This is a genomic window from Bradyrhizobium sp. WYCCWR 13022, assembly GCF_030435535.1.
Lineage (GTDB): Bacteria > Pseudomonadota > Alphaproteobacteria > Rhizobiales > Xanthobacteraceae > Bradyrhizobium.
Window position 1 is genome coordinate 1 of the sequence record NZ_JAUIZJ010000020.1, and the last position, 22,450, is coordinate 22,450.

General features: G+C 62.6%; 30 protein-coding genes and 2 pseudogenes. 23 read left to right on the top strand and 9 right to left on the bottom strand.

Going from position 1 to position 22,450, the window contains the following annotated elements; translation table 11 throughout:
• The coding region (locus QY049_RS26155) for an IS630 transposase-related protein (protein ID WP_301270072.1) at positions 1-113 on the bottom strand (113 nt) is incomplete at its 3' end.
• Positions 114-297: 184 nt separating this feature from the next.
• Here QY049_RS26155 and QY049_RS26160 point away from each other — a divergent pair.
• Positions 298-582: pseudogene (locus QY049_RS26160) on the top strand (EAL domain-containing protein); the annotation flags it as partial.
• On the opposite strand, the gene QY049_RS26165 reads toward QY049_RS26160, so the two are convergent.
• A complete protein-coding gene (locus QY049_RS26165; RefSeq protein ID WP_194481428.1) occupies positions 579-833 on the bottom strand; it encodes a hypothetical protein in 255 nt (84 codons plus the stop codon). The pseudogene QY049_RS26160 and the gene QY049_RS26165 sit on opposite strands and share 4 nt — an antisense overlap.
• Positions 834-1,083: 250 nt before the next feature.
• Between QY049_RS26165 and rocF the strand changes: the two genes are divergently transcribed.
• From rocF to QY049_RS26180, 3 genes and pseudogenes are all read left to right on the top strand, one after another.
• Complete coding sequence (gene rocF, locus QY049_RS26170) at positions 1,084-2,061, top strand: arginase (RefSeq protein WP_301270099.1); 978 nt, start codon at positions 1,084-1,086, stop codon at positions 2,059-2,061.
• Positions 2,062-2,070: 9 nt separating this feature from the next.
• A pseudogene (locus QY049_RS26175) lies at positions 2,071-2,297 on the top strand (cytochrome c); the annotation flags it as partial.
• 100 nt (positions 2,298-2,397) lie between these two features.
• The gene (locus tag QY049_RS26180; RefSeq protein WP_194482659.1) at positions 2,398-2,694 is read left to right on the top strand and encodes a hypothetical protein; all 297 of its coding nucleotides are present in this window, start codon (positions 2,398-2,400) and stop codon (positions 2,692-2,694) included.
• 107 nt (positions 2,695-2,801) lie between these two features.
• On the opposite strand, the gene QY049_RS26185 is transcribed toward QY049_RS26180, so the two are convergent.
• Positions 2,802-4,049 carry an NRAMP family divalent metal transporter gene (locus QY049_RS26185; protein WP_194482660.1) on the bottom strand — a complete coding sequence of 416 codons (1,248 nt, stop codon included), beginning with the start codon at positions 4,047-4,049 and terminating at the stop codon, positions 2,802-2,804.
• Positions 4,050-4,335: 286 nt separating this feature from the next.
• Here QY049_RS26185 and QY049_RS26190 point away from each other — a divergent pair, with 286 nt between their 5' ends.
• The gene (locus QY049_RS26190) at positions 4,336-5,025 is read left to right on the top strand and encodes a phytanoyl-CoA dioxygenase family protein (protein ID WP_301270100.1); all 690 of its coding nucleotides are present in this window, start codon (positions 4,336-4,338) and stop codon (positions 5,023-5,025) included.
• Here QY049_RS26190 and QY049_RS26195 read toward each other — a convergent pair.
• A complete protein-coding gene (locus QY049_RS26195) occupies positions 5,022-5,753 on the bottom strand; it encodes a Crp/Fnr family transcriptional regulator (RefSeq protein ID WP_301270101.1) in 732 nt (243 codons plus the stop codon). The two genes, QY049_RS26190 and QY049_RS26195, sit on opposite strands and share 4 nt — an antisense overlap.
• A gap of 231 nt (positions 5,754-5,984) precedes the next feature.
• On the opposite strand from QY049_RS26195, the gene QY049_RS26200 reads away from it, so the two are divergent.
• Positions 5,985-6,158, top strand: coding sequence for a DUF3606 domain-containing protein (locus tag QY049_RS26200; RefSeq protein WP_194481433.1), 174 nt, complete (start codon positions 5,985-5,987; stop codon positions 6,156-6,158).
• 41 nt (positions 6,159-6,199) lie between these two features.
• Here QY049_RS26200 and QY049_RS26205 read toward each other — a convergent pair whose 3' ends face one another.
• Positions 6,200-6,385, bottom strand: coding sequence for a hypothetical protein (locus tag QY049_RS26205; protein WP_194481434.1), 186 nt, complete (start codon positions 6,383-6,385; stop codon positions 6,200-6,202).
• Between the two features lie 183 nt (positions 6,386-6,568).
• On the opposite strand from QY049_RS26205, the gene QY049_RS26210 reads away from it, so the two are divergent.
• From QY049_RS26210 to QY049_RS26230, 5 genes are all read left to right on the top strand, one after another.
• Positions 6,569-6,829, top strand: coding sequence for a hypothetical protein (locus tag QY049_RS26210; protein ID WP_301270102.1), 261 nt, complete (start codon positions 6,569-6,571; stop codon positions 6,827-6,829).
• A 237-nt stretch (positions 6,830-7,066) separates the two neighbouring features.
• A complete protein-coding gene (locus QY049_RS26215; protein WP_194481437.1) occupies positions 7,067-7,315 on the top strand; it encodes a hypothetical protein in 249 nt (82 codons plus the stop codon).
• Between the two features lie 113 nt (positions 7,316-7,428).
• Entirely contained in the window at positions 7,429-7,686 is a 258-nt protein-coding gene (locus QY049_RS26220) for a hypothetical protein (protein WP_301270103.1), read from the top strand.
• A 157-nt stretch (positions 7,687-7,843) separates the two neighbouring features.
• Positions 7,844-8,017 (top strand): hypothetical protein, encoded by a 174-nt coding sequence (locus tag QY049_RS26225; RefSeq protein WP_194481440.1) that lies wholly within the window; start codon positions 7,844-7,846, stop codon positions 8,015-8,017.
• Between the two features lie 19 nt (positions 8,018-8,036).
• Positions 8,037-8,222: a hypothetical protein gene (locus tag QY049_RS26230; RefSeq protein WP_194481442.1), complete on the top strand. Its 186-nt coding sequence runs from the start codon at positions 8,037-8,039 to the stop codon at positions 8,220-8,222.
• A gap of 89 nt (positions 8,223-8,311) precedes the next feature.
• On the opposite strand, the gene QY049_RS26235 is transcribed toward QY049_RS26230, so the two are convergent.
• The 3 genes from QY049_RS26235 to QY049_RS26245 form a co-directional block, all read right to left on the bottom strand.
• Positions 8,312-8,503 (bottom strand): hypothetical protein, encoded by a 192-nt coding sequence (locus tag QY049_RS26235; RefSeq protein WP_194481443.1) that lies wholly within the window; start codon positions 8,501-8,503, stop codon positions 8,312-8,314.
• Positions 8,500-8,700 (bottom strand): hypothetical protein, encoded by a 201-nt coding sequence (locus tag QY049_RS26240; RefSeq protein WP_194481445.1) that lies wholly within the window; start codon positions 8,698-8,700, stop codon positions 8,500-8,502. Before QY049_RS26240 ends, QY049_RS26235 begins: the two co-directional genes overlap by 4 nt.
• Before the next feature lie 290 nt (positions 8,701-8,990).
• Positions 8,991-10,520: an FAD-dependent monooxygenase gene (locus QY049_RS26245; RefSeq protein ID WP_301270104.1), complete on the bottom strand. Its 1,530-nt coding sequence runs from the start codon at positions 10,518-10,520 to the stop codon at positions 8,991-8,993.
• A 238-nt stretch (positions 10,521-10,758) separates the two neighbouring features.
• On the opposite strand from QY049_RS26245, the gene QY049_RS26250 reads away from it, so the two are divergent.
• The 7 genes from QY049_RS26250 (at position 10,759) to QY049_RS26280 (ending at position 16,116) form a co-directional block, all read left to right on the top strand.
• Positions 10,759-11,154 carry a glyoxalase gene (locus tag QY049_RS26250; RefSeq protein WP_301270105.1) on the top strand — a complete coding sequence of 132 codons (396 nt, stop codon included), beginning with the start codon at positions 10,759-10,761 and terminating at the stop codon, positions 11,152-11,154.
• A 607-nt stretch (positions 11,155-11,761) separates the two neighbouring features.
• Complete coding sequence (locus QY049_RS26255; RefSeq protein WP_194482917.1) at positions 11,762-11,971, top strand: hypothetical protein; 210 nt, start codon at positions 11,762-11,764, stop codon at positions 11,969-11,971.
• Positions 11,968-12,267 carry a hypothetical protein gene (locus QY049_RS26260; protein ID WP_301270106.1) on the top strand — a complete coding sequence of 100 codons (300 nt, stop codon included), beginning with the start codon at positions 11,968-11,970 and terminating at the stop codon, positions 12,265-12,267. Before QY049_RS26255 ends, QY049_RS26260 begins: the two co-directional genes overlap by 4 nt.
• Positions 12,268-12,338: 71 nt before the next feature.
• Complete coding sequence (locus QY049_RS26265) at positions 12,339-12,752, top strand: GNAT family N-acetyltransferase (RefSeq protein WP_301270107.1); 414 nt, start codon at positions 12,339-12,341, stop codon at positions 12,750-12,752.
• A 232-nt stretch (positions 12,753-12,984) separates the two neighbouring features.
• A complete protein-coding gene (locus tag QY049_RS26270) occupies positions 12,985-14,241 on the top strand; it encodes a CaiB/BaiF CoA-transferase family protein (RefSeq protein ID WP_194481454.1) in 1,257 nt (418 codons plus the stop codon).
• Between the two features lie 75 nt (positions 14,242-14,316).
• On the top strand, positions 14,317-15,546 hold the full coding sequence (locus QY049_RS26275) for an acyl-CoA dehydrogenase family protein (protein ID WP_194481455.1): 1,230 nt from the start codon (positions 14,317-14,319) through the stop codon (positions 15,544-15,546).
• 9 nt (positions 15,547-15,555) lie between these two features.
• Positions 15,556-16,116 (top strand): flavin reductase family protein, encoded by a 561-nt coding sequence (locus QY049_RS26280; RefSeq protein ID WP_194481457.1) that lies wholly within the window; start codon positions 15,556-15,558, stop codon positions 16,114-16,116.
• A gap of 6 nt (positions 16,117-16,122) precedes the next feature.
• On the opposite strand, the gene QY049_RS26285 is transcribed toward QY049_RS26280, so the two are convergent.
• Entirely contained in the window at positions 16,123-17,031 is a 909-nt protein-coding gene (locus QY049_RS26285; protein ID WP_301270108.1) for an NAD(P)-dependent oxidoreductase, read from the bottom strand.
• A 176-nt stretch (positions 17,032-17,207) separates the two neighbouring features.
• Here QY049_RS26285 and QY049_RS26290 point away from each other — a divergent pair, with 176 nt between their 5' ends.
• From QY049_RS26290 to QY049_RS26310, 5 genes are all read left to right on the top strand, one after another.
• Positions 17,208-18,191 carry an ABC transporter substrate-binding protein gene (locus QY049_RS26290; protein WP_301270109.1) on the top strand — a complete coding sequence of 328 codons (984 nt, stop codon included), beginning with the start codon at positions 17,208-17,210 and terminating at the stop codon, positions 18,189-18,191.
• Between the two features lie 77 nt (positions 18,192-18,268).
• A complete protein-coding gene (gene ilvD / locus QY049_RS26295) occupies positions 18,269-19,963 on the top strand; it encodes a dihydroxy-acid dehydratase (RefSeq protein WP_301270110.1) in 1,695 nt (564 codons plus the stop codon).
• An 87-nt stretch (positions 19,964-20,050) separates the two neighbouring features.
• Positions 20,051-20,896 carry an ABC transporter ATP-binding protein gene (locus QY049_RS26300; RefSeq protein WP_301270111.1) on the top strand — a complete coding sequence of 282 codons (846 nt, stop codon included), beginning with the start codon at positions 20,051-20,053 and terminating at the stop codon, positions 20,894-20,896.
• On the top strand, positions 20,893-21,678 hold the full coding sequence (locus tag QY049_RS26305; RefSeq protein ID WP_301270112.1) for an ABC transporter permease: 786 nt from the start codon (positions 20,893-20,895) through the stop codon (positions 21,676-21,678). Before QY049_RS26300 ends, QY049_RS26305 begins: the two co-directional genes overlap by 4 nt.
• Positions 21,675-22,442 carry an ABC transporter permease gene (locus tag QY049_RS26310; RefSeq protein WP_301270113.1) on the top strand — a complete coding sequence of 256 codons (768 nt, stop codon included), beginning with the start codon at positions 21,675-21,677 and terminating at the stop codon, positions 22,440-22,442. Before QY049_RS26305 ends, QY049_RS26310 begins: the two co-directional genes overlap by 4 nt.
• Positions 22,443-22,450: the final 8 nt, after the last annotated feature.

Here is a 22,450-nt window from a genome sequence, read left to right on the forward strand (position 1 = left end):
ATGGCCGTGCTGATCGCCACCCCAAACTGCTTGGCGGCTCGATTGCGGGACATCCCGCCCTCGATCGCAGACACGACACGCTTACGGAGATCCAGAGAATAAGGCTTGCCCATCCATGCTGGCCTCCTATCCAGCCAGCATGGTGAATCAGAAACACACTGATTTGGGAATCCCAAATCGATTCAACCTAACCTCATCCCGCTTTAGACTAGAGGCAGCCGCCTCTGCCGCGTTCGGGGCAGAGCCGCGAGGCGCTCGACAGGGTGAAGAGGAAGCGCGGGCTGCGCCGCTCGTTGTGGGCTCAAGATCGACCGTTCATTCGTGCTCGATCTGCTCGCCGATTCCTACGATGCCGCGATCGTCGGCTCGACCATCGGGCTCAGCAAGCAGCCTGGCTTGGCCGTTGTGGCCGGAGGAATCGAAAACCGCGCGACGGCCGACTTCCTGGTCAGCATGGGATGCGAGGCGGGGCAGGGCTATTTCTTCGGCCGTCCGATGCCTGCCGACGCGTTCGATACCCAATTTTTGTCAGTTGGGCTCGAAGCTGTCAGTGCCGCCCGAACCTGTTTGCGCTGGTCCTAGCGTCGACGCGCGACAGCTACGCCAAAGAGGAACGCAACGAACAGGCTTGCCAAGGGAGCCTCGCGCGTGATCGCCGCGACCGTAGAGAGCGGCCGGCCCGGCTTTCGTGCTTCACTGATCGCGTAAGTGAGGCGATCGACGGCGGCGCGCAACCCTCCGGCAACCTCGCCGATGGTGTGGGACACGTCTGTGGCCGCATCGATGGCGCGCTCGGTCATGCCGGGCTGAGGGTTGGGCTGCGGTATGTCCATGCTCAAGCTCGCGTCCTTCAGACCGAACGAAGAAACCGAGGCCGGCACCTTTGGCTATCCGCGCGTGCGCTCGTTTTGAACAGCGGGTCAGATGACCTTTGGCTATCCGCGACAGGCGCCGTTTTGAACGGCGGGTGCCGGCCTTGCTGGGAAAATGCGGCGCGCAGGAATTTGTTCCGGTTTCCCCGTGAAACGACGGGTGCGAATCTCTGTTAGGCTGGTGCAGCCTTGCTGACCCCGGGAGATTGCCGTGACCGATCAAACCATCGCGGATCGAGCCCGGCGCATCGCGTTGCTGGGCGCGCCGATCGACATGGGCGCTTCACAGCGCGGCACCCTGATGGGTCCTGCGGCGCTGCGGACGGCCGGCCTTGCAACGCTGCTCGAAAGCCTGGATTTCGAAGTCGTCGATTACGGCGATCTTTCCGTGGCCGAGGTCAGGGATCTCGCTGATACGCCGCCGGAGAAGGCCAATCATTACCGCGAAATCCAGCGCTGGACGCGCGTGCTCAGCCGTCGCGGCTATGAGATCGCGCAAACCGGCGCCCTGCCGATCTTCCTCGGCGGCGACCACACGCTGTCCATGGGGTCGGTCAATGCGATGGCGCGCCACTGGCGTCAGCGCGGACGCGAGCTGTTCGTGCTCTGGCTGGATGCCCATGCCGACTACAACACGCCGGAGACGACCATCACCGCCAACATGCACGGCATGTCCGCGGCGTTCCTGTGCGGCGAACCTGGGCTCGACGGCCTCCTGGGCGATGATCCACGGGCTTCCGTCAATCCCGATAAACTCGATCTGTTTGGTGCACGTTCGATCGACAAACTCGAAAAAGAGCTGATGCGCACGCGCCGGATCAGGATTGTCGACATGCGTCAGATCGACGAGTTCGGCGTTGCCGTGTTGATCCGGCGCGTCGTCGAGCGGGTCAAGGCGAGCAACGGCGTGCTGCATGTCAGCTTCGACGTCGATTTTCTCGATCCTTGCGTGGCGCCCGGCGTCGGCACCACGGTGCCGGGCGGTGCGACCTATCGTGAAGCGCATCTGATCATGGAATTGCTGCACGATTCCGGCGTAGTGGGATCGGTCGACATCGTCGAGCTCAACCCGTTCCTGGACGAGCGCGGCCGCACCGCGCGCACCGCGGTCGAGCTGATCGGCAGCCTGTTCGGCCAGCAGGTCACCGACCGGCCGACGCCCAGCAATGCGATCGCGCCGGGCGAATGACGGTCGGCAGCTTTTCTGCCTTATGCGGCAGCCTTGTCCGACTTCATCCGTCGCGCCATGCCGCAGAATGCGCCAAGTCGCTGAGCAACGAAGACGTCAACGCCGTGTCGGCCTATATCCAGAACCTGAATGGGCTTGTGGGAGCGGATACGACACGCGATGCCAAATCGCTCGCGGCAATCAAGATGCCGGACCGCGACAGGTTCGTCCGCGATGCGAGACCCGACGTAAAGTGAACGATGCAGGATGGGCAAGTTCCAGGCATTGGCTCGGAACTTGCTAGTTCAGGCGCGGAACTCGCGGGCCGCATTTGAATTGACCTGCGAGAGGAAAACGATGGGTTCTTCGATGACAACTGACCGCTTCGCAAACTCCATGTCGTCAGCGCTTCGCCATCCCGGCGTAATCGCGCTGATCGTGGCCGGCGTGACCATCTCCGCGATGTTGATCGTTGATCATGGGCCCTGGAGCCGCGCCAAGACCCAGCCGGCTCATGTCGCGATGTATGCGACCACGGGCGAGGCCGCCCACGCCGCAGGCGCCAAGGTGCTTCCGACCGAACCAAAATCCGCACTCGAGCCGGAGCGGCCGGGGCCGAAGACGTCCCCGACCATCAATCCGGTGCAGCCGTAAACGTCAGCTCTTGCGGCCGTAGCTCAGCAATCCGCCCGTCGCCTTCGGCGGGTGGGCGCGAAGGGCTTCAGCGTGCCCGCCGTGTTCGCGGCCTTCGTGTCGCCGCTCTAGCCAATCACCGACGAGCCCAGCAAGGCGAGGACGGCCAGCGCCATCAGCGCGGTGCCGAGCCAGCCGAGCGCGACCAGCCATGACCGGGCCTTGAAGCGCCCCATGATTGTCCCGTTCGAGACGATCACCATCATCATCGCCATGATCGGGACCGCGACGATGCCGTTGAGCACGGCGCTCCAGACCAACATGTGGATGGAGTCGATTCCCGTAAAGCCAAGGCCGAAGCCGATCACGGTCGCGGCGGCGATGATGGTGTAGAAGCCGACCGCCTTCTCCGGCTTTGCCTCCAGCGTGGCGCGCCAGCCGAAAATTTCGGCAACGCCATAAGCCGCCGAACCCGCCAGCACCGGGATCGCCAAAAGCCCAGTGCCGATGATGCCGAGTGCGAACAGTGCAAAGGTGAAGTTGCCGGCGAGCGGGCGCAGCGCGTCGGCCGCTTGCGTCGCCGAACTGATGTTGGTGACGCCGTTGGCGTTCAGCACCGAGGCCGTGGTGAGGATGATGAAGAAGGCGATGCCGTTCGACAGCAGCATGCCGACCGCGGTATCGGCCCTGATGCGCGCGATTTCAGGGTCGCCGCCGCTCGGCAGGTCGCGCAGCGGCCTGTCGCGCTTGCCCTGGTTCATCTCCTCGACCTCTTGCGATGCCTGCCAGAAGAACAGGTAGGGGCTGATGGTCGTACCGAGGACCGCGACGACCATCATGAAATAATCGGCGTTGACGGTTGCCTTCGGCCACACCGTAGCAAGCAGCGCCGTGCCCCATGGGATCTTGACGGTGAAGGCGGTGGCGACGTAGGCGAACAGCGTCAGCGTCAGGAATTTCAGCACCGGCGAGTAGCGGCGATAAGGCACGAACACCTGGAGCAGGGTCGAGCCGGCTGCGAAGATCAGCGCGTGCTCGTGATTGAGCCCGCCGATGACCAGCGAGAGTGCCTCCGCCATCGCGGCGATGTCGGCGGCGATGTTGAAGGTGTTGGCGACGACGAGCAGCGTCACGAGCCCCATCACCAACCAGCGCGGTGCGAGCTGCAGGACGTTGGCAGCTAACCCCTTGCCGGTGACCCGGCCGATCTGCGCGCTGACGAGCTGGATGGCGATCATGAACGGCAGGGTCAGAAAGATCGTCCAGAGCAATCCGTAGCCGAATTGCGCGCCCGCCTGCGAATAAGTCGCGATTCCCGACGGATCATCGTCGGCGGCGCCGGTGATCAGACCAGGCCCCAGCCGCCGCAACAGCAGCAACGGAGCGGACTTCGCCGGCGCGTCCGAGCGCTCGTGGCCGGCGAGGTGATAATGCGATCGGTTCGACAGGGCTCACCCTCCGGAATTTACGAATTCAAGGCTTAAGCGCGAACATGGCCGGAAGGTTCCATACCCGGCCGGCAATGCGCCACGCACGCGGCGTCACCGCGTGCGTGGCCTTTCCGTTGCGCGGTCTAGCTCCACTTCAAGACAAGCCTGCGACCCGCTTGCGGGGACGCGCGACACACTTGCACGCGGCACGTTTAAATTGTAGGGAGCCATCATGAGCCATCGCCTGATGCCGACGAAGGTCATTCCGCTCGTTGCCGATCGGGCGGACGCGCTCATGCGCGACGGCTACCTTCTGCTCCGCGGTGCGGTCCCCGAAGGCTGGCGCGATGCGCTGCGGGGTGCCTTCGATGCCGGTGTGTGCAGCGGCGAGCAATGGGCGGCGCCCCGTGGCGCCGGCTGGCGCCATGCCCTGGTCGATCTCGATCCGATCGTGCAGCGAACCTGTCGTCTGCCGCCGCTGCTGGCGGCGGCGGCCGAGATGCTGGCCGGTCCGTTCTTTCTCGCCCAGGTCGAGGGGCGCGAGCCGCTGAGGGACGGCGGCCATCAACCCTTGCACCGCGATGGTGTGGGCACCAAGACGGTCGCAGCCCTGGTCTTCCTCGACGATTACGGGCCGGACAACGGTGCGACGCGCCTCGTTCCGCGTCCTCTCGACTGTGGCGAGCCGGACGAAGCCTCGTCGCTGATCAGCGTGGGAGAGGCGGGGGACGTCCTGGTGTTCGTTGCCGACTTGCCGCACGGCGCGACCCGCAATCGCTCCGGCGCGCGGCGACGTTCATTGCTGTTGAGCTTCATGCCGGCGCGCATGCGCGAGGCACAGGAGTCCAGCCGGGCTCTGCGCAACGTGCGCATGGACACGAGCGAAATGTTCGTCCCTGGGGAGCGCGGTTCGCCGGTCTAGGACAGTTGCGACAAATGCAGATAGCGGCCGTCGAACTGGGCGAGCTCCTGGAGCTTGTGCTCGTTGAGAATCCTTACCGTGCCGCGCTGAAGCTCCAGGACGCCGTCGACCCGCAGTTCGCGGAGGATGCGATTGGTGTGAACGCTGGTCACGCCCATGGCCTCGCCGAATTGCTCCTGGGTCAGCGGGACTGCGAAGGTATTGTCGATCACGCGGCCGATCAGGCGCAGCCGCTCGCGCAATTCGACGATCAGATGCGCGAGCCGATTGTAGGTCGAGCGCTGGCCGACATTGACGATCCACTCCCGGGACACGGCGGCATCCACCAGCGTATCGCGCCAGAACATGTCGCCGACACCGGGGCGCTGGCCGATGAGATCGTTCAAGGCCTTGTGGGCGACGAAGGCCAGCGTGCAGTCGGACAGCGCAATCAGGTCGTGGTCGACGGTCGGGAAATGGAGGTTTTGCAAGTTAGGCAGGTCGCCGGGAATGTGGATCGACAGGATCTGGCGCCGGCCATCCGCGATCGTCTTGGAACGGACGCAGAAGCCGTCGGCGATCAGGCAGCATTCGCTCGGTTGTTCGCCGTCACGCAGCACGGCTTGGTTTTCGCGAAAGTTGCGGAGTGTGAACGGCAGCGCCGCGAGGGCTAGCAGATCCCGGTCATCCGCACCGGTCGTCGTTTTCAGGCGCTGAAATAGCGGCGCCCAGATCATGTCGCTCGTCACGTCGCTCGATCCCCCACGCGCCTGAGCACGTGAGGGCCAGAAAGCACAGACCCCGGCTTGTTGCGGATAACAAAGGTTAAGTGACGTGGGCCCGGTTTTTCAACATTGTGGACGACAGGTTAGTGAGAGACGACACAACAAATGTTAAGTGTCGCAGGCGAGCCCCACGGCGCAGGTTCGTTTCGGAACGGCCGGTGCATCGCGACGTTCTCAGGTTAGGAGGACGTCGCGATGGACCATCTGACGAAGCGTGAACAGCCGGATCGGAGCAAGATCAACATGCACGAGGCCTGGGAGGTCAAGTACTGGACCCATGCGCTCGGCATCTCCAGGGAGGAGCTGCAGCAGGCCGTCGACAAGGTCGGTAATTCGGCAGCCGCCGTCCGCAAGGAGCTCGCGCTCTAACTCGCGACGTTCGACCCGGGACCCGATGGTCGCAGGTTTGCTTACTTGATGCTGACGAACATGCCCCAGGCCGCGGCGAGCGCCGCGCCGGTGAAAACGATCACCGGGCTATCGCAGAAGGTGCCGCCATAGCTGCACACGTCATGTCCGAACGAGCCGAGTTCGTGACGGCCCGCCGAATAGAACAATCCTGAAAGCCCGAGCAGTCCAGCGGCGACGTAGTACATGGCTCCCTCATGCGAGAACGGACATGTGCCAACATGGCGCGAACAGATTTCATTCCACCGAATACGGTTCGTCGCATTCGATTAAAGTTTGATCATTCGGCTGAACCTGCATCCGCTCCGGCGACACAAAGACAAGCAGGGCTGTTGCCTTGGCCGCACTCGCGCAGGAGAACGTATGTTTGCATGAACCCCGCTCTTGATCTCCTTTATCGCCTCGTTGCGATCGGGTTCGGTATCTATTGTGCCCGCAAGGCCTGGCATGGCTATGTCGAGAGAAAGATCCTGTTCGTCAGTGACGACTGGTGGGATTGGTCGAGATGGTCGCGGCAGGAGTTTTGCCGCGACACCATGCCGATCCGGTACTGGATACAGATGATCGGAACGGCCGGCGGCGCGCTGCTCTGCCTCGTCGGCGCGATCGTCGGGTGGCAGCCGAGCAGCTGAGCGTCATGGTCCCGGGCGATGCGGCCTGCACTGACGACGAAACAATTGAAACATGCCTGAAACCAGATCGTCCTGAACTCCCTCGCAGCCGGACCCGACCAACCGAGCGAAAAGGAGAAAGCCATGATCCAGGTCGGTTCGAAGGAAGAAGTCGCGTTGCTGCTGGCGCTGTTTGGGACGCATACCCAGCCCGTCAGGATGCCGAAGCCAAAATCACCGCGCAGCTAAGGCGTACCCATGGCTGGCCTGGCTGATTGCCTGAGCTTTCTGCGCTTGCTGATCGCGAGGGGAGATCCAAAAGGTATCCCGCTGGCGACAGGCGCCATCGACGACTACCTGGCGATGGCGCCTGTCAGCGCACGCAGGCGCGGCCTGCGCGTGCTCCAGCAGGACGCGCTCGAACTGCACGTCAGCTCGGTCGGCGTGCAGCGCTCCTTCGCCGAGACGGTCGACGCCTATATCGAGCGCAAGCTGACGGAAGAGTAGGTGCGCTCGGGGCCCCGGCTCTGCGTGTCCAAGAAAGGGTTGGCATCGCTCTTGCTCCACGACGTCTCGAACCCGGCCCGGCCCATCGGGCCGTTTCAGAATGAGGCGATCACATGCAGTCAACGTCCCGTTTCGAAGCGACCGCGTCCTTGCAACTCCACGCCCTGATCTCCGATCTGCACTGGCGGATCCAGATGCTCGAGAGCGACATTGCCGAGGAGGAGCGCAACGCCGGCAATGCCGATCCCGGCAGCCCGACCTATTCCATGCTGGCGCAGGCGTTGCGTGCGCGCCGGGACAATCTGCGGACCTCGGTTGCCCTGCTGGAAGCGCGGGTCGAGCGGGCGGCGCAAATGTCGCGCGCGGCTTAGACTAAGCGGCCGCTCGGTCTTCCGAACGCGCATTTTGGCCAACATAGGTCGGTTTTGCCTGCGGCTCGAAGCCGCTGGGGACGACATTCTTCGACCCGGTTCGGAACAAGTGTGCACTTTGGCACTTAGGAACTCCGCTACCTCGGAGTTTCAGGTCGTGACCGACAAGACGGAAGTGGAGGACTACAGGCCCGGCCGCGCGCAGCCGAGGCCCTCCTGTCCGACATGCAAGACGCCGTCGCGCTACATCACGTCGATGCTGGACGTGCGGCGCGACCGGTCTATCCTGATCTATCGATGTGACACCTGCCGCGAAGAAATCTGGCAATGATGTCGAGGGAGACGATGTCATGAAGGATTACCAGACGCAGCTCGAGAAGCTGCGCAAGGATGCCGCCGAATGCGCCTTGATCCGCGATCTTGCTACCGACAAATCCAAGCGTGAGCTGTTCGAAAGGCTCGCAAGCCATCTGACGGTGCTGGCGGACCAGGTCGAACTGGCGATACGAGATCACACGTCCGGCTCCGCAGCTTGAGCGATCCCGAAATACGACGGACCGCACGCGCAAAATTCTTCGATCTGGTTCACCTTCGAGTTGAAGGCTTCAGACCTGAGATCTCAGCTTCAGGCCTCTGGCGGCCACGTGCCCTTCAGCAAGCCGATCTTCCGGCCAAGCTGCCAGACCTCGACATCGCCGCGGCGCGCGAGCCGCTGTGCGTAGGCGAGCGCAGTCGTGTCGCTGGGAGCCTCGAAGGCCTCGGCGGAGCGGAAGACGCCGTCTTCGCCGACGAGATAGGCTCGGTATTGCTGGGTCATGTCGGCGCCCTCAGGCCGCGCGAATGCAGCCAGGCGTCGATCTGCATGGCCATCTCGTCCTGCCGCGCGCGGAGCAGCAGCATCTCGCGGTGGCGTCCCGGCGCAAGCGCGCGTGCTTGCTCGCGCAATTGCGCGGCTTCGTCTGCGAGCCTCTGATGAAGTGTCCTGGTCTGCTTGAAACGACGTCGCTTCAACATGGCGCTGCTTCCTCTTTCGAGTGGGGCGGGAGCGCGACGGGCGTTCTCATCACCGATATCTGCCACGGACCTTGCGGTGATGTTCAACTGTACGACTTGCCTCGCAGAGAGTCTGCATCATTTGATAGGTTCGCGAAGAAACTTCTCCGCCGTTTTCAATGCGTTGATTGCGCACTTTGAGCCGCTTACTCATTTTGTGCGAAGGCCGAATTTAGAGTTCACTTTTGAACAAAGCAGCGAGCCCTGGCGACGCCGCGGGCTTGCCGATTCCGGCGGTGCGCACGACGGTCTTACACTGGGCCGAACCATGTCGTCAGCGTCTCCAGAAGTCCGTCTCCGATCTCATCTCCGACCCACGCCACGTGTCCATCGGGCCTCACCAGCACGGCTTTCGGCGCGGCGACCAATCCGATTGCCGGAAGCTCCCATGTGCCGTCGTAGACGGCATCGACGCGCGTGACGCGATCGGCCCAGGGCGAGATGTCGAGCCGATGAGAGTGGGCGAAATGGAACAGCACGCCGCGCGGATCGTGCAGCAGCGTGAACAGCCGCAATGCGCGGCCCTCGATGTGCAAGGGGAGATCGGGCATGCGGCGGCCGAGCAGGGGATGCCCGCCGCCGAGGTCATAGCGGATGTCGAGCCCACTCATCATCGCGCCAAAGCGCTTGCGTGGCTCGTCCATCGCGAGCAGCTCGGAGACGATTTCGCGCGCGGCGTTGCGGCCCTCGTCGTTGCGGCGGAGAAGGGCGATCTGCGCCCTGGTGTTGCGCAGCACGCGTGCGGCCACGCCATGGCGTTCGACATGGTAGGTGTCGAGCAGGCTGTCGGGCGATTTGCCGTTCACCACCTGCGCCAACTTCCAGCCGAGATTGACCGCATCCTGCAAGCCTGTGTTGAGGCCCTGTCCACCGACGGAGTGATGGATATGCGCGGCGTCGCCGGCGAGCAGCACGCGCCCCCTGCGATAGGAGACGGCCTGCCGTGCCGCATCGGTGAAGCGCGAGATCCAGGCCGGGCTGTGAGCGCCGAAATCGGTGCCGTACACGGCGACCAGCGCATCGCTGAGATCGCGCAAGCTTGCTTCGCCGCTGCGTGCGAGCGTTGCTTCCGTCACGACCACCAGCACGCGTCCGTTTTCCGTCCTACAGAGGCCGTGAAAGCCGATTGCATCGTGACGCAGACCCCATGCCGGCGTCTCGCGCATCTCGACTTCGGCCATGAGGTTGCTGAGCGTCGGCTCGGAGCCGGCAAAATCGATGCCGGTCAGCTTGCGCACCAGGCTACGACCGCCGTCGCAGCCGATCAGATAGTCCGCGCGCAAGATTTCGCCGCTCGCAAGCCTCACGTCGATGCCGGTGTCGTCTTGCGTGAAGCCCGCCACCTCGCGATTGCGATAGACGGGGACGCCGAGCTCCGCGACCCAATCGGCCAGGATGCGTTCGATATGGCCCTGCCGCAGCGCGAGTCTGTAGGTGTGCCGGGTAGGCAGATCGCCGATGTCGAGCCGCTCCCAGGCAAATCCCGCGAGCTGGATGATGGTCCCTTCGCGCAGGAAGCGATCGGCAACGCCGCGCTGATCGAGGATCTCGATGCTGCGCGCGTGTAAGCCTCCGGCTCGCGTGCCGGTGAGGTCCTGGCTGGCGCGGCGCTCGACGATGGCGACATCGGCCTTCGCGAGCGCCAGCTCCGCCGCCAGCATCAATCCGGTCGGCCCGCCACCGGCGATCACGACGGCATGGTCGGCCGGCGCTGCCTTCTCGTTGCGAGTTGGCAACGCGCGGGCGGTGCGCCGGCGGGACGTCGGAAGCAGGACAGGCATGTGGTGACCCCTCTCGGTGCTGTGAGGCGCGGGGTGTACACCGACGTCGGGAGCTTGAAGCAAGTCCCTTGCGCACCACATATCAAGCTGGGAGGAAGGGCGCGGGCTCGCCAGATCGTTGGTTTGACACATCGGGCAAAACACTGGCACAATGGCATCATCGAAATTTTGGTTCAGCCCGCGCGGAACAATCCGCCGCGGGCATTTTTAATGCCGCCGTCCTGATCGGAGTGCACGCATGAGCCCGTCCGGTTCCCTCGTCGCGATCCTGCCCTGCAATGACCTCGATGCGTCGGAGCGGTTCTACAACCGCTTGGGCTTTTCGCGCCCGGACTGCGATCGGCCAGCTGCCGGAGAGGCGGACACCTATCGCATATTGTCGAACCGGCAGGGCGGATATCTGCATCTGACCAATGCAGTCGAGGGATGGTTGAGCCCGGGCCGAAACCCTCTCGGGCTTTATCTCTATCTCGAGGATGTCGACGCTGCCGCGCGCGAATTTCAGCAATCAGCGGAAGACAAGCCGTGGGGGATGTACGAGTTTGCGCTGTCCGATCCGGATGAGACGTTGGTGCGGATTGGATGGCCGAGCCGGCTGCGCGGTGGGGGCAATCGTTCGTCTGCAACTGGCTGAGGCCGGCCTCTATACGGTCCGCCGAGCCCACCAAGCTTGCTCGTTTGACACGTCGGGCAAAACACTGGCATTATCGCATCATCGAAAAAGTTTGGCTCAGCCCGCCGGAGTGATCCGTGGCGGGTTTTTTTAATGCCGTCTCGCTTGTCGTGAGATCGCAGCGTCGCCATCGCGACGGGCCGCGATCCAATTGCAACTCGAGGTTTGACACGTCGGGCAAAACACCGGCATAATGGCATCATCGAAACGAGTTTGTCAGGCCCGCGCGGGAGCATCCGCTGCGGGCTTTTTCGTTTCGATCTCAGGAATCGGACGGCGTCCGGCGCATCGCGGCCTCGCCCTCGTTGAAAGGCCTTCGTGGAACGCCGATCAGCGCGCCGCCGTCCGAACCACTTTGTTGGCCGTGCACGCGCGAACGTGCCGGCCGGCGGCGCGAGCCTTTGCTTGCGCCGCCGCGGTCCCCGGAGGGGATAAGTTCGCGCCGAAACGATCGCGCTTCGTCTCGCGATCTGCCGCACTGTTATTTTCTTGGAGAAGCGATGACGCTCTATCTGATATCGCTCGCGCTGGCGGGCCTGATCGCAATTGTTGTGTGGGAGAGTTTCGCTTGAGTGACGGTCTATGGCATGAGCCAGACAAGCTGATCGGCTACTGCGTGACGATCTATTTCGCGAAGCTCCTTGTCTGGGACAAGGTTCTGGGCCTCGGATCGACGCATCCTCTGACGGGGTTTGCGGCAATCACCGCAAATCTCGTCGTTTCGTTCTACTTCGCCAAGCGCGGCTTTGAGAATGTTGCAAGGATCATCAAGCGGTGAAGATGCCAGACGACGAGATCAGGGCAGTCTTGGCCGAGACATTGGCCGAACAACAAAAGCACCAGCAGGAGAGTATCGATGCGATCGTGTTGAAAGCGGTGGCGTCAGTGTTGGCGTCCTTTGGCATCGAAGACGATGACCGAAAGGAGATGAGGGCGGACTTTCAGCACCTGCGGCGGTGGCGAAGGAGCGTGGAGCAGGCACAGAGCTATACGTGTAAGGCGGTCATTACGGTGATTGCGGCCGGCCTGATGGGGGCTGTCTGGTTCGGAGTGAAGGTCGTGCTGAGCAAGTAAATTTCTGGTCGTGGCGCCGCCGTCGCACTGCCAATCCAATTCGATAAGTCATGCCATGTACAGAATCCCGTATGGTCGATGCTTCAGATGATGACGTTGCCGATGCCTTGACTGATCTGCATCGACTGACGTTCTTCGATGCCGCGGCCATGCCGGATTTCGAACTCGGGGCGTGGTGGCTTGCCCACCAATGTGATAATGCAGTCGCCTTCACAGGCGTCGTGCCGTCCACCTATGCACGAAATTGCGGCTCTTTTTCCAGAGTCGGAGTCTTGCAGCGGCATCGGGGCTGGGGACTTCAACTTCGTTTGATGCGGGCGGTAGAAGCGCGGGGCCGGCGCATGCGATGGAACGGCATCGTTTCAGACACGACGGATAACAGCTTCTCCGCAAATAATTTCATTCGGGCGGGCTATCGGCTCTATGAGCCCGAGGCGCCGTGGGCCCGGCCGCATATGCTTTATTGGCGAAGGTCGCTTCGTTGAGCAGGTTTCCCGTGGCGCGGAAGGCGGCTCGAAACGTAAATGGAGTGCGGCGCTGAAGTAGGCGCTGCCTTGCCGCCTGGAATGCATAAGGACCCGGCAGCTTGACCGCTGCCGGGTCCTTTTGCGTTTCGAAGTCTTGCTGCCGAGGTACTTGCGAAGTCCGGCCTCCCGGGCTTTAAGTTCACTTGCAGCAAATTCGGCGAGCACAAGCCGATGTAGGGGAGCGCCCGGGATGTCCACCAAGCCTCAATTGCCTGAGCGCCCGCTTCGGGCGGCGGGAAGGCCAACCGCGCTTGATGGTCTGCTAGTCGTGGATTTCACGCGCGTGGTCGCGGGGCCCGCCTGCACACAGACGCTCGCCGATTTCGGTGCACGAGTCGTCAAGATCGAGAACCCCGATGGCGGCGACGACACGCGCGCCTACGAGCATGCCGAAATCGGCGGCGAGAGTGCGGCCTTTCTCAGCCTGAACCGCAACAAAACCGGCATCGCGCTCGATCTCGTCGTGCCGGAGGCGCGCGAGATTGCGCTCGATCTGATCCGCAAGGCGGACGTGGTCGTCGAGAATTTTTCCAGCGGCGTCATGAAGAAGTTCGGCCTCGACTACGAGGCGGTCGCGCCGCTCAACCCGCGCCTGGTCTATTGCTCGATTTCCGCTTACGGACGCACCGGACCCTTCGCCTCGCGTCCGGGCTTTGACCCTATCACCCAAGCAGAGAGCGGCTTCATGTCGCTCAATGGATTTGCCGATGGTCCAGCGGTTCGCACCGGCCCGCCCATTGTCGACATGGCGACGGGGATGTCGGCCTGCAATGCGATCCTGCTGGCGCTCCTGGCGCGGGATCGGCTCGGCCGAGGTCAGCATGTCGAAGTCGCGCTGTTCGATGTCGCGATGGGCATGACTGGATTCTACGGGATGGCCTATCTGATCAACGGAGAGAATCCCGGACGGTTCGGCAATTCGCCGAACGGGTCGCCCACTGTCGGTGTCTACGAGGCATCCGATGGTCCGCTCTACATGGCTTGCGCCAATGATCGGTTGTATCGACGGCTGGTCGTCGAGGTAATGAACCGTCCGGATCTCATCAATGAGCCTCAGTTCGCCACGCGCAAGGCGAGGTCCGAGAACAAGGAACTGCTGCGTGCGGCCATCGCGGAGGTGTTCGCCGGCGACACGCTCGAGAACTGGATGGCGAAGATGAAACTAGCCAACATTCCGGTCGGCTATCTCCGAACCGTCGAGGAAGGTTTCAACGCGCCCGAGGCACGCGAACGCGCGCGCTTGAGCCGAATCCCGCATCGCACGGCGGAGTGGGTTCCGAACATCGAGCCGCCGATCAGCATGAGTGTGACGGCGGCAATCGATCCAGTGGCTGCGCCGCTGCTGGGCGAGCATACGGAAGGCGTCATGCGCGAGACGCTTGGTTACGATGAGAAGCGGATTGCGATCTTGACCGAAAAAGGGGTGTTCGGACGGCGCAGGCCGTGACCTCGGACCGAGCGCGGCAATTGCTTGATTTGGCCAGGTTCCCGCCGCATAAATATATGAGAGCGAGGGACACGAATGGCGCCAGGTCAAGAGCCGAGGATGGGGCAGTCGGTAGCGACGGTCTCCGGCGAACGAGCCTATGCGACGATGATTGCCAAGGCCCGGTCGCTTGTGCCGCAATTGCGGGAGCGCGCGGCTCGCACGGAGGAGCTGCGGCATCTGCCGCCGGAGACCGAGCGGGACCTGCATGATGCCGGCCTGTTCCGGATGCTTCAGCCGAAGCGCGTCGGCGGTGCCGAACTCGATTACGTCGCCCTGATCGACTGCGCCGAGCTGCTGGGACGGGCCGACGCATCGGTGGCGTGGAATTTGGCCAATCTGGCGAGCCACCACTGGATGCTCGGCATGTTCGAGCAGCGTGCGCAGGAATTGGCTTGGGGGAAAGACCCCGACGTCCTGATTGCGTCGTCGTTCATCTTCCCCGCCGGCCGCGCCCGGAAGGTCGAGGGCGGATACCGGCTGCACGGAAGCTGGCCTTTCTCATCCGGCGTCGGCTCATGCGCGTGGAACATGCTCGCGAGCGTCGTGTCATCCGACGATGAGGCCGACGGTATAGAATACCGCATCTTTCTGCTGCCGAAGGCCGACTACAAGATTCTCGACACCTGGAATGTCGCGGGATTGCGCGGCACCGGGTCGTCGGATGTCGAAGTCAGGGATGCCTTTGTACCAGAGCATATGACGGTCGCCGTGGGCGATCTTGCAGGAGGAGCGACGCCCGGCAGCAAGGTGAACCCGAATCCGTTGTACGCGCTGCCGGTGTTCTCGCTGTTTCCCTATGTTCTCTCTGGCGTCGCGCTCGGGAATGCGCAGGCCTGCCTGGACGACTATACGGAAGTCGCGCGTCATCGCATCTCGACGTACAACCGCGCCAAGCTGAGCGACTTCCAAAGCACGCAGATCAAGATCGCCGAAGCCTCCGCCAAGATCGATGCCGCGCGCCTGATCATGCGCTCGGCCTGTATCGAGGCGATGGAGCATGCGCGGCGCGACCATCCGCCCGACATGGCGACCAAAACCAGATATCGGCGAGATGGGGCTTTCTCGGTCAATCTGTGCACGGATGCCGTCTCGATGCTGTTTGCGGCGAGCGGGGCGCGGGGATTGTTCACAACTGGCGTGCTGCAGCGCCAGTTCCGCGATGCGCATGCGATCAATTCTCACCTGGCGTTCAATTTCGATGCGGCCGGAACCAATTATGGACGCGTGGCACTCGGCCTGCCGTCCGAGAATCTTACGCTGTGAGGCCGGCCGATGAATGATCTGCCTAAGCAGCCGGCCATTCCCGACCCGGCCAACGAACTCGCGAGCGACAGTTCGTCGATCGATCCTCGCGATTTTCGCAACGCCCTCGGTACCTACGGAACGGGTGTCACGATCATCACGGCAACGGCCGCCGACGGAAAGCCGTATGGCATCACCTGCAACTCGTTTGCGTCGGTCTCCTTGAATCCTCCCTTGGTCCTTTGGAGCCTTGGAGTTTATTCATCAAGCCTGACCGTGTTTCAGAACGCCAGCCATTTCACCGTTCATGTGCTGGGCACCTCGCAGCAGGCGCTTGCAGACAAATTCGCAAAGTCGTCGGAAGACAAATTCGCCGGCGTGGAGTGGATACCGGGCCTTGGTAACGCTCCGGTGCTTGCCGAGAGCGTGGCGAATTTTCAGTGCCGATCCGTCAATCGTTATTATGGCGGTGATCACGTGATCTTTCTCGGCGCGGTCGAGGCCTACGCCTACCACGCCAAAGAGCCGCTGCTGTTTGCGCGGGGGACGTATGGCCGGTTTCTGGCTGACGACGAGCGCAAGAAGCCGTAAGGCGATTCAGTCGTCTGTTGCCGAGAGCTTGTAGATTTCCAAGGCGTCCGCGTCTGCGCCGCGCGCAGCTTTGGCGAGCCTGAAAATCTGTCCTGCCAGGGTGGCCATCGGCACCGGCGTTGATGTTGCCTGGGCGACGTCGGCGACCGTGTCGAGATCCTTCAGCATCGTCGCAATGTGACCGAGCGGTGGCGAGTGGATGCCCTGGACCATGCGCGGCACGAAGAGCTGAAGCGGGATCGAATCCGCAAAGCCGCCGGCAAGCGCTTCGGGCAGCCGGCTTGCGTCAATTCCCGCATTGGAGGCAAGGCGCGTCGCCTCCGCAAGCACGGCCATCGCGCATCCCACGATCACCTGGTTGCAGAGTTTTGTGGTTTGGCCGGCGCCGGTCGGACCCATGTGGGTGAATCGGCGCGCCATGGCCAGCACATAAGGCCTCGCCCTCTCGATATCAGCTGCTTCACCGCCCGCCATGATGGCCAGTGTCCCTTCCTCAGCACCCTTGGTGCCGCCGGACACTGGCGCATCGATCCAGCTCGCGCCGTTCGCACCTTTCAATCGTGCCGCGAGATCGCGCGCGGCGTCAGGGTGAATCGACGAGAAGTCGACCACGAGCTTGCAGGCGCCGGGAGCCGTTGCAAGACCCTCCGGCCCGAAAATCACCTCTTCGACGGCGGCGGCATCGGTTACGCACATGAAGACGATATCGCAATTCGCCAAGAGGTCACGAGGTGTGTCAGCAGGCTTAGCGCCTGCCTCGATGAGCGGAGCTGCCTTGCCTTCCGAACGGTTCCAGACGTTGACGTGATAACCGGCCCTGAGCAGCCGAAGGGTCATCGGCGTCCCCATCAATCCAAGGCCGAGATAGCCGAGCCTCTCGACGCCCTGCGGGTTTACCTTGCTCGCATCAGCCATAGGTTGCCTCTTTCTGTCGCGGCGCAACGCCACCCGACCGCTGCGCACCATACATAACGTGTCTCGCAGCGAAACCGACCGGCTTGCATGGCTTGCCTGATTGTTTGAACCATGAAACATTTAGGTTGGTCGGGTTGGGTGGCGTCGGTGGGCGCCGGAGCAACGGAGTGGGCACGATGCGGGCAGTTTCGAGGTGGATGCTGGCAATGGGGGCTGTGGCGGCCATGATAGCCGGCGCGAGCCCCACAAGGGCCCAGCAGACGATCCGCGTGGGCTGGACCATCCCGGCGGAGGAATCCAAATACTGGATGATGCGCAGGCCGGCCGAATTTCCCGATATCGGCAAGGCCTACAATATCGAATGGACCCAGTTTCAGGGCACTGCGCCCATGACGCAGGCCTTGGCGGCCGGCGCACTGGATTGCGCAACACAAGCGCCGCTCTCGCTCGCCAACGGCGTGGTCGGCGGCAATCTTAAGGCCTACATCGTCGCCCAGCATGTCTTCGAGAAGCCCGGTGGCTTCTCGGTCTATTGGGCGGTCATGGATGATTCCCCGATCAAGACCATCGCAGATCTCAAGGGCAAGACGGTCGGCATTTCCGTGATCGGCGGCGGCACGCAAGGCCCGTTCAACCTGCTTCTGAAGCAGAACGGCGTCGATCCGGCCAAGGACATCAAACTGGTCGAGGTCGGTTTTGCCGTCTCCGAAGATGCCCTGCGCCAGGGCCGCGTCGACGCGGTCAACATGAACCAGCCTTTTGCGGCGCGGGCGGAGGCCAAGGGCGGCATCCGCAAGCTGTTCTCGTTGTCGCAGGCCATGCCGAACATCGTGCACATCCTGGAAGCCTGTCGCGCCGATTTCGTCGACAAGAACCCCGAACTGGTGAAAGCCTATGTCCGCGACATCACGTTGGGCATGAAGAAGGCGCTCGCGAACCGCGAAGAGACCTTGAAGGTCGTCAACGAAGTCCTGAAGGCGCCGATTCCGGTGCTTGAAACCTATCTGCTCAAGGATAACGATTTCGGCCGTGATCCCGGTGCGGCGCCGAATTTTCCCGCGATTCAGAAGATGCTCGACATCTATGCGGATACGGGAATGTTGCCGAAGCTGGATGTGGCGCAGTTCAAGCACCCGACGATCGTCGCGCCGCTGCAATAGGCGATTGGGTCGTCCGCCGGATCAATGAGGTGGCAATGTCCCTCCCGTGCGGGACGTTGCATGAAGATGATGCAGGCATGAAGAAGCTGCGGTCACGGACAACGACTGACGGGCTCGACCGGGCTCCGCATCGCGCCTTCATGCGTGCGATGGGTCTGGATGATGCGGCCATTGCCAAGCCGATGGTGGGCATTGTGAGCATGAAGGGCGAGCAGACGCCCTGCAATATGACCCACGACTTCCAGGTGGCCGCGGCCAAGACCGGGATCGAGGAAGCCGGCGGCACGCCGCGCGAGTTCTCGACCATCTCGGTATCCGACGGCATCAGCATGAATCACGAGGGGATGAAGTTCTCTCTGTTCTCGCGTGAACTGATCGCCGACTCCATCGAAGCCGTCGTCCACGGCCTCGCCTACGATGCGCTGATCGGGTATGGCGGATGCGACAAGACGCTTCCGGGCGTGATGATGGGCATGGTTCGCTGCAACGTTCCTTCCATCTTCATTTATGGTGGCAGCTCGCTGCCGGGGCGCGTGGACGGGCGGACGCTGACGGTGCTCGACTCCTACGAGGCTGTCGGCAGCTATATGACCGGCGATATCGACGCTGCGACGCTCGAGCGGATCGAGCGCGCCTGCCTGCCGACCATCGGCGCCTGTGCCGGGCAGTTCACCGCGAACACGATGGGGATGGTGTCGGAGGCGATGGGCCTGACCATTCCCAACGTGTCGATGGTGCCAGGAGTCTATGTCGAGCGCGCCCAGATCTCGCGGCGTGCCGGACGGCTGATCATGGAGATGCTCGAACGGGGTGGTCCGCTGCCGCGCGACATCGTAACGCGCAAATCCCTGGAAAACGGCGCGGCCATCGTTGCCGCGACAGGCGGCTCCACCAATGCCGCGCTGCATTTGCCGGCAATCGCGAATGAGGCCGGCGTCGCGTTCACGATCGATGACGTCGGCGAGGTGTTTGCCAGGACGCCGTTGATCGGAAACTTGCGGCCAGGAGGCAAGTACACGGCGAAGGACGTCTATGATATCGGCGGCGCGGCCGTCGTGATCCGCGAATTGATTCGGAGCGGACATGTCGATGGCAGCTGTCTGACTATCACCGGCCGCACACTCGCGGAGGAATATGGTGCGGCCAACGCGCCCGATGGCGAGGTCGTCTATGCGGCCCGCGCGCCGATGATGCCCGATGGCGGTGTTGCGGTGCTGAAGGGCAATCTCTGCCCTGATGGCGCAGTTATCAAGGTTGCGGGCTTGAAGAGCCAGTTCTTCGAGGGCGTCGCGCGGGTCTTCGAGGATGAAGAGGCCTGTGTCGCGGCGGTTCGAGATCGCAGCTACAAGGCTGGCGAGGTTCTGGTGATCCGCAATGAGGGGCCGGTGGGCGGTCCCGGCATGCGCGAGATGCTTGGGGTCACTGCGCTGATATACGGGCAGGGCATGGGCGAGAAGGTCGCCCTGATCACGGATGGGCGGTTCTCCGGTGCCACGCGAGGCATGTGTATCGGCTATGTATCCCCGGAAGCGTATGTCGGTGGGCCGCTGGCGCTTGTGTGCAATGGCGACAAAATCCGGATTGATGCCGCCGGCCGCCGCATGGATTTGCTGGTTGATGCGCAGGAACTCGCTGCACGTCGACGTGATTGGAGGCAACGCCCGCCGCGTCATCGTGCGGGTGCGCTCGCAAAATATGCGCGCCTGGTTGGTCAGGCCCCTGGCGGAGCAGTCACGCATGAGGGACCGGCGGAGTGGCCTTGGTTCGATTGACGTATTGCGCGCGTGAGCGGCGGCCGGTTTGGCAGGTTTCTTGCTAATCTCGTGTGACGTTCGCGCGTGAGTGAAGCGAGAGGCGGGATGAAGGTAGTGCCTTCGAGATCGAGTGAATGGGTGCGATCGGTGACGTCGCAAAAGCCGGCTTCTGCGATCATCGAGATCGATCGCGTCTCGCAGGTCTTCCAGACTTCGGCGCGCAAGGATCATTTGGCGCTATCGGACATATCATTGACGATTGAGGAGGGCGCATTCGTCTCCATCCTTGGTCCGTCCGGCTGTGGCAAGTCGACGCTGCTTTACATCGTCGGTGGCTTCGTCAGGCCGACCAGCGGTGCAGCGCGGATAAAAGGTCAGACGATCAACGGTCCAGGGCCGGATCGCGGACCGGTGTTCCAGGAATTTGCGCTGTTTCCATGGAAGACCGTGCTGGGAAATGTGATGTATGGGCCGCGCCAGCAAGGTGTACGAGCCGCCGAAGCCGAAGCGCAGAGCCGGGCGCTGATCGAGATGGTCGGCCTGAAAGGTTATGAGAACTTCTACCCGAAGGAACTGTCGGGTGGCATGAAGCAGCGCGTCGCGCTGGCCCGAACGCTTGCCTACCATCCCGAAGTCCTGTTGATGGACGAGCCGTTCGGTGCGCTCGACGCTCATACAAGGACGCGCCTCCAGAACGATCTCCTGAACATATGGGAACGCGACCGCAAGACGGTACTGTTCGTCACCCATTCGGTCGATGAAGCCGTCTTTCTCTCGGACAAGGTTGTCATGATGTCGAAGTCTCCCGGTCGTATCAGGGAAGTCATCGATATCGACCTGCCGCGACCGCGACGCCGCAACGAGCTGTTGCTCGATCCGCGCTACCAGAAATACGTCGTCGACATCGAACGTATGTTCGACGAAAGCGATGAAGCCGGTTCGCCCCCATGACACCGTCGGTGGGCATCGCGAAACGTGCAGCGCCGGTGTTGGCTTGCATCGGATTGCTGGCGGTTTGGCAGGTGGCGTCGCTCGCGATGAAGAGCGACAGCTTTCCCACGGCGTTTGAGGCGATCCGCGCAATTCCGGATATCCTCGGGGACAAGGAATCCCTGATCAATATCCTGGCCTCGCTCCGCCGTATGGCGATCGGATTTGGCATCGCCGTGCTTGTTTCGATTCCGCTAGGTCTGTTGATGGGCCGCAGCCGGGCCGTCGCAGCCTTCTTCAATCCACTGTTGATGGTGATCTATCCGGTGCCGAAGGCAGCGTTGATGCCGATCATCATGCTTTGGCTTGGCGTTGGTGACATCACCAAAACGCTGGTGATCTTCCTCGGTGTCAGCCTGCCGGTGATCTATCACGGTTTTGAGGGCGCCAAGGCCGTCGAGGAGAAGATGCTGTGGTCAGGCGCGGCAATGGGGCTTTCGCCCTTGCAGCGCCTGGTCCGGATCGTGTTGCCGGCCGCGCTCCCGGAGATCCTGACGGGGTGCCGCACCGGCCTCGTGCTGGCGCTGATCACCATGATCACCAGCGAGATGATCGCGCGCCAGTCGGGCGCCGGCAACATTCTGTTCAATGCGCTCGACATGGGGCAATACGATACGGTTTACGCGATGATCATCATCGTCGGCACGATGGGCATCTGCCTCGATGCGATCTTCGAGCGCGTCCGCGCAAGGCTCGTGCGCTGGTCGGAGCCTCAGTTTGACTTGCCGCTGAGCTTCTCATGATGCCACGTAGTCTGTCAGCAAGCGTCATCTTTGGGCTCGCGCCGATCGTGTTGGTCATCGCGCTCTGGCAGGCGCTTGTTTCGTTCGGCTTCGCGTCTGCGGTTTTGTTGCCGCCGCCGGGCTTGGTTTTCAACCGGTTGCTCCAGCAACTCGTGACATGGACATTTCAGCAGGAAATCGCGGCAACCCTTGTCCGGCTCTTTGCCGGCTTCGCGATCGCGGTCGTCTTCGGCGTCAGCATCGGCATTGCGGCCGCCGCGAATTCTGCGATCAATGCCGTCGTTCGGCCGATCGTGCGCGTGTTGGCGCCATTGCCGAAAGTCGCGCTCTACCCGGCGCTGCTGTTGTTGCTGGGCTTCGGCCATGGATCGAAGATCACGTTGGTGGCGGCGGACGCGCTCTTTCCGATATTGCTGTCGACCTACTATGGCGCATCGACAGTCGAACAGAAGCTGATCTGGTCGGCCATGGCGGCGGGTACGCCACGCTACGAGATCCTGTTCAAGGTCGTCTTGCCGGCGGCGATGCCGTCGATCCTGACTGGATGCCGGATCGGCCTTGTCATTTCCTGCATCGTGGTGTTCCTGGCCGAGATGATCACGTCGACGGACGGGCTGGGCCACGCCCTCGTGACAGCGGCTCGCACCTTCCAGGCGGTCGATATGTTCGTGCCGCTGATCACGATCTCGCTTCTGGGGTTGATTCTCAACGCGTTGTTGGGTGCGGTGCGATCGTTTCTCTTGCGGGGCTTTCCCGAAGCGTGACTTGGCGA

Coding starts and splice junctions, on each gene's coding strand:
- QY049_RS26235 (WP_194481443.1), bottom strand. CDS start 8,503: ATGACCCAGCAATACCGAGCCTATCTCGTCGGCGAAGACGGCGTCTTC.
- QY049_RS26190 (WP_301270100.1), top strand. CDS start 4,336: ATGAGCCATCGCCTGATGCCGACGAAGGTCATTCCGCTCGTTGCCGAT.
- QY049_RS26280 (WP_194481457.1), top strand. CDS start 15,556: ATGAATGATCTGCCTAAGCAGCCGGCCATTCCCGACCCGGCCAACGAA.
- QY049_RS26270 (WP_194481454.1), top strand. CDS start 12,985: ATGTCCACCAAGCCTCAATTGCCTGAGCGCCCGCTTCGGGCGGCGGGA.
- QY049_RS26285 (WP_301270108.1), bottom strand. CDS start 17,031: ATGGCTGATGCGAGCAAGGTAAACCCGCAGGGCGTCGAGAGGCTCGGC.
- QY049_RS26305 (WP_301270112.1), top strand. CDS start 20,893: ATGACACCGTCGGTGGGCATCGCGAAACGTGCAGCGCCGGTGTTGGCT.
- QY049_RS26210 (WP_301270102.1), top strand. CDS start 6,569: ATGAACCCCGCTCTTGATCTCCTTTATCGCCTCGTTGCGATCGGGTTC.
- QY049_RS26240 (WP_194481445.1), bottom strand. CDS start 8,700: ATGTTGAAGCGACGTCGTTTCAAGCAGACCAGGACACTTCATCAGAGG.
- QY049_RS26220 (WP_301270103.1), top strand. CDS start 7,429: ATGCAGTCAACGTCCCGTTTCGAAGCGACCGCGTCCTTGCAACTCCAC.
- QY049_RS26265 (WP_301270107.1), top strand. CDS start 12,339: ATGGTCGATGCTTCAGATGATGACGTTGCCGATGCCTTGACTGATCTG.
- QY049_RS26245 (WP_301270104.1), bottom strand. CDS start 10,520: ATGCCTGTCCTGCTTCCGACGTCCCGCCGGCGCACCGCCCGCGCGTTG.
- QY049_RS26200 (WP_194481433.1), top strand. CDS start 5,985: ATGGACCATCTGACGAAGCGTGAACAGCCGGATCGGAGCAAGATCAAC.
- QY049_RS26275 (WP_194481455.1), top strand. CDS start 14,317: ATGGCGCCAGGTCAAGAGCCGAGGATGGGGCAGTCGGTAGCGACGGTC.
- QY049_RS26215 (WP_194481437.1), top strand. CDS start 7,067: ATGGCTGGCCTGGCTGATTGCCTGAGCTTTCTGCGCTTGCTGATCGCG.
- QY049_RS26300 (WP_301270111.1), top strand. CDS start 20,051: ATGAAGGTAGTGCCTTCGAGATCGAGTGAATGGGTGCGATCGGTGACG.
- QY049_RS26180 (WP_194482659.1), top strand. CDS start 2,398: ATGGGTTCTTCGATGACAACTGACCGCTTCGCAAACTCCATGTCGTCA.
- QY049_RS26205 (WP_194481434.1), bottom strand. CDS start 6,385: ATGTACTACGTCGCCGCTGGACTGCTCGGGCTTTCAGGATTGTTCTAT.
- QY049_RS26165 (WP_194481428.1), bottom strand. CDS start 833: ATGGACATACCGCAGCCCAACCCTCAGCCCGGCATGACCGAGCGCGCC.
- ilvD (WP_301270110.1), top strand. CDS start 18,269: ATGAAGAAGCTGCGGTCACGGACAACGACTGACGGGCTCGACCGGGCT.
- QY049_RS26250 (WP_301270105.1), top strand. CDS start 10,759: ATGAGCCCGTCCGGTTCCCTCGTCGCGATCCTGCCCTGCAATGACCTC.
- QY049_RS26290 (WP_301270109.1), top strand. CDS start 17,208: ATGCGGGCAGTTTCGAGGTGGATGCTGGCAATGGGGGCTGTGGCGGCC.
- QY049_RS26230 (WP_194481442.1), top strand. CDS start 8,037: ATGAAGGATTACCAGACGCAGCTCGAGAAGCTGCGCAAGGATGCCGCC.
- QY049_RS26310 (WP_301270113.1), top strand. CDS start 21,675: ATGATGCCACGTAGTCTGTCAGCAAGCGTCATCTTTGGGCTCGCGCCG.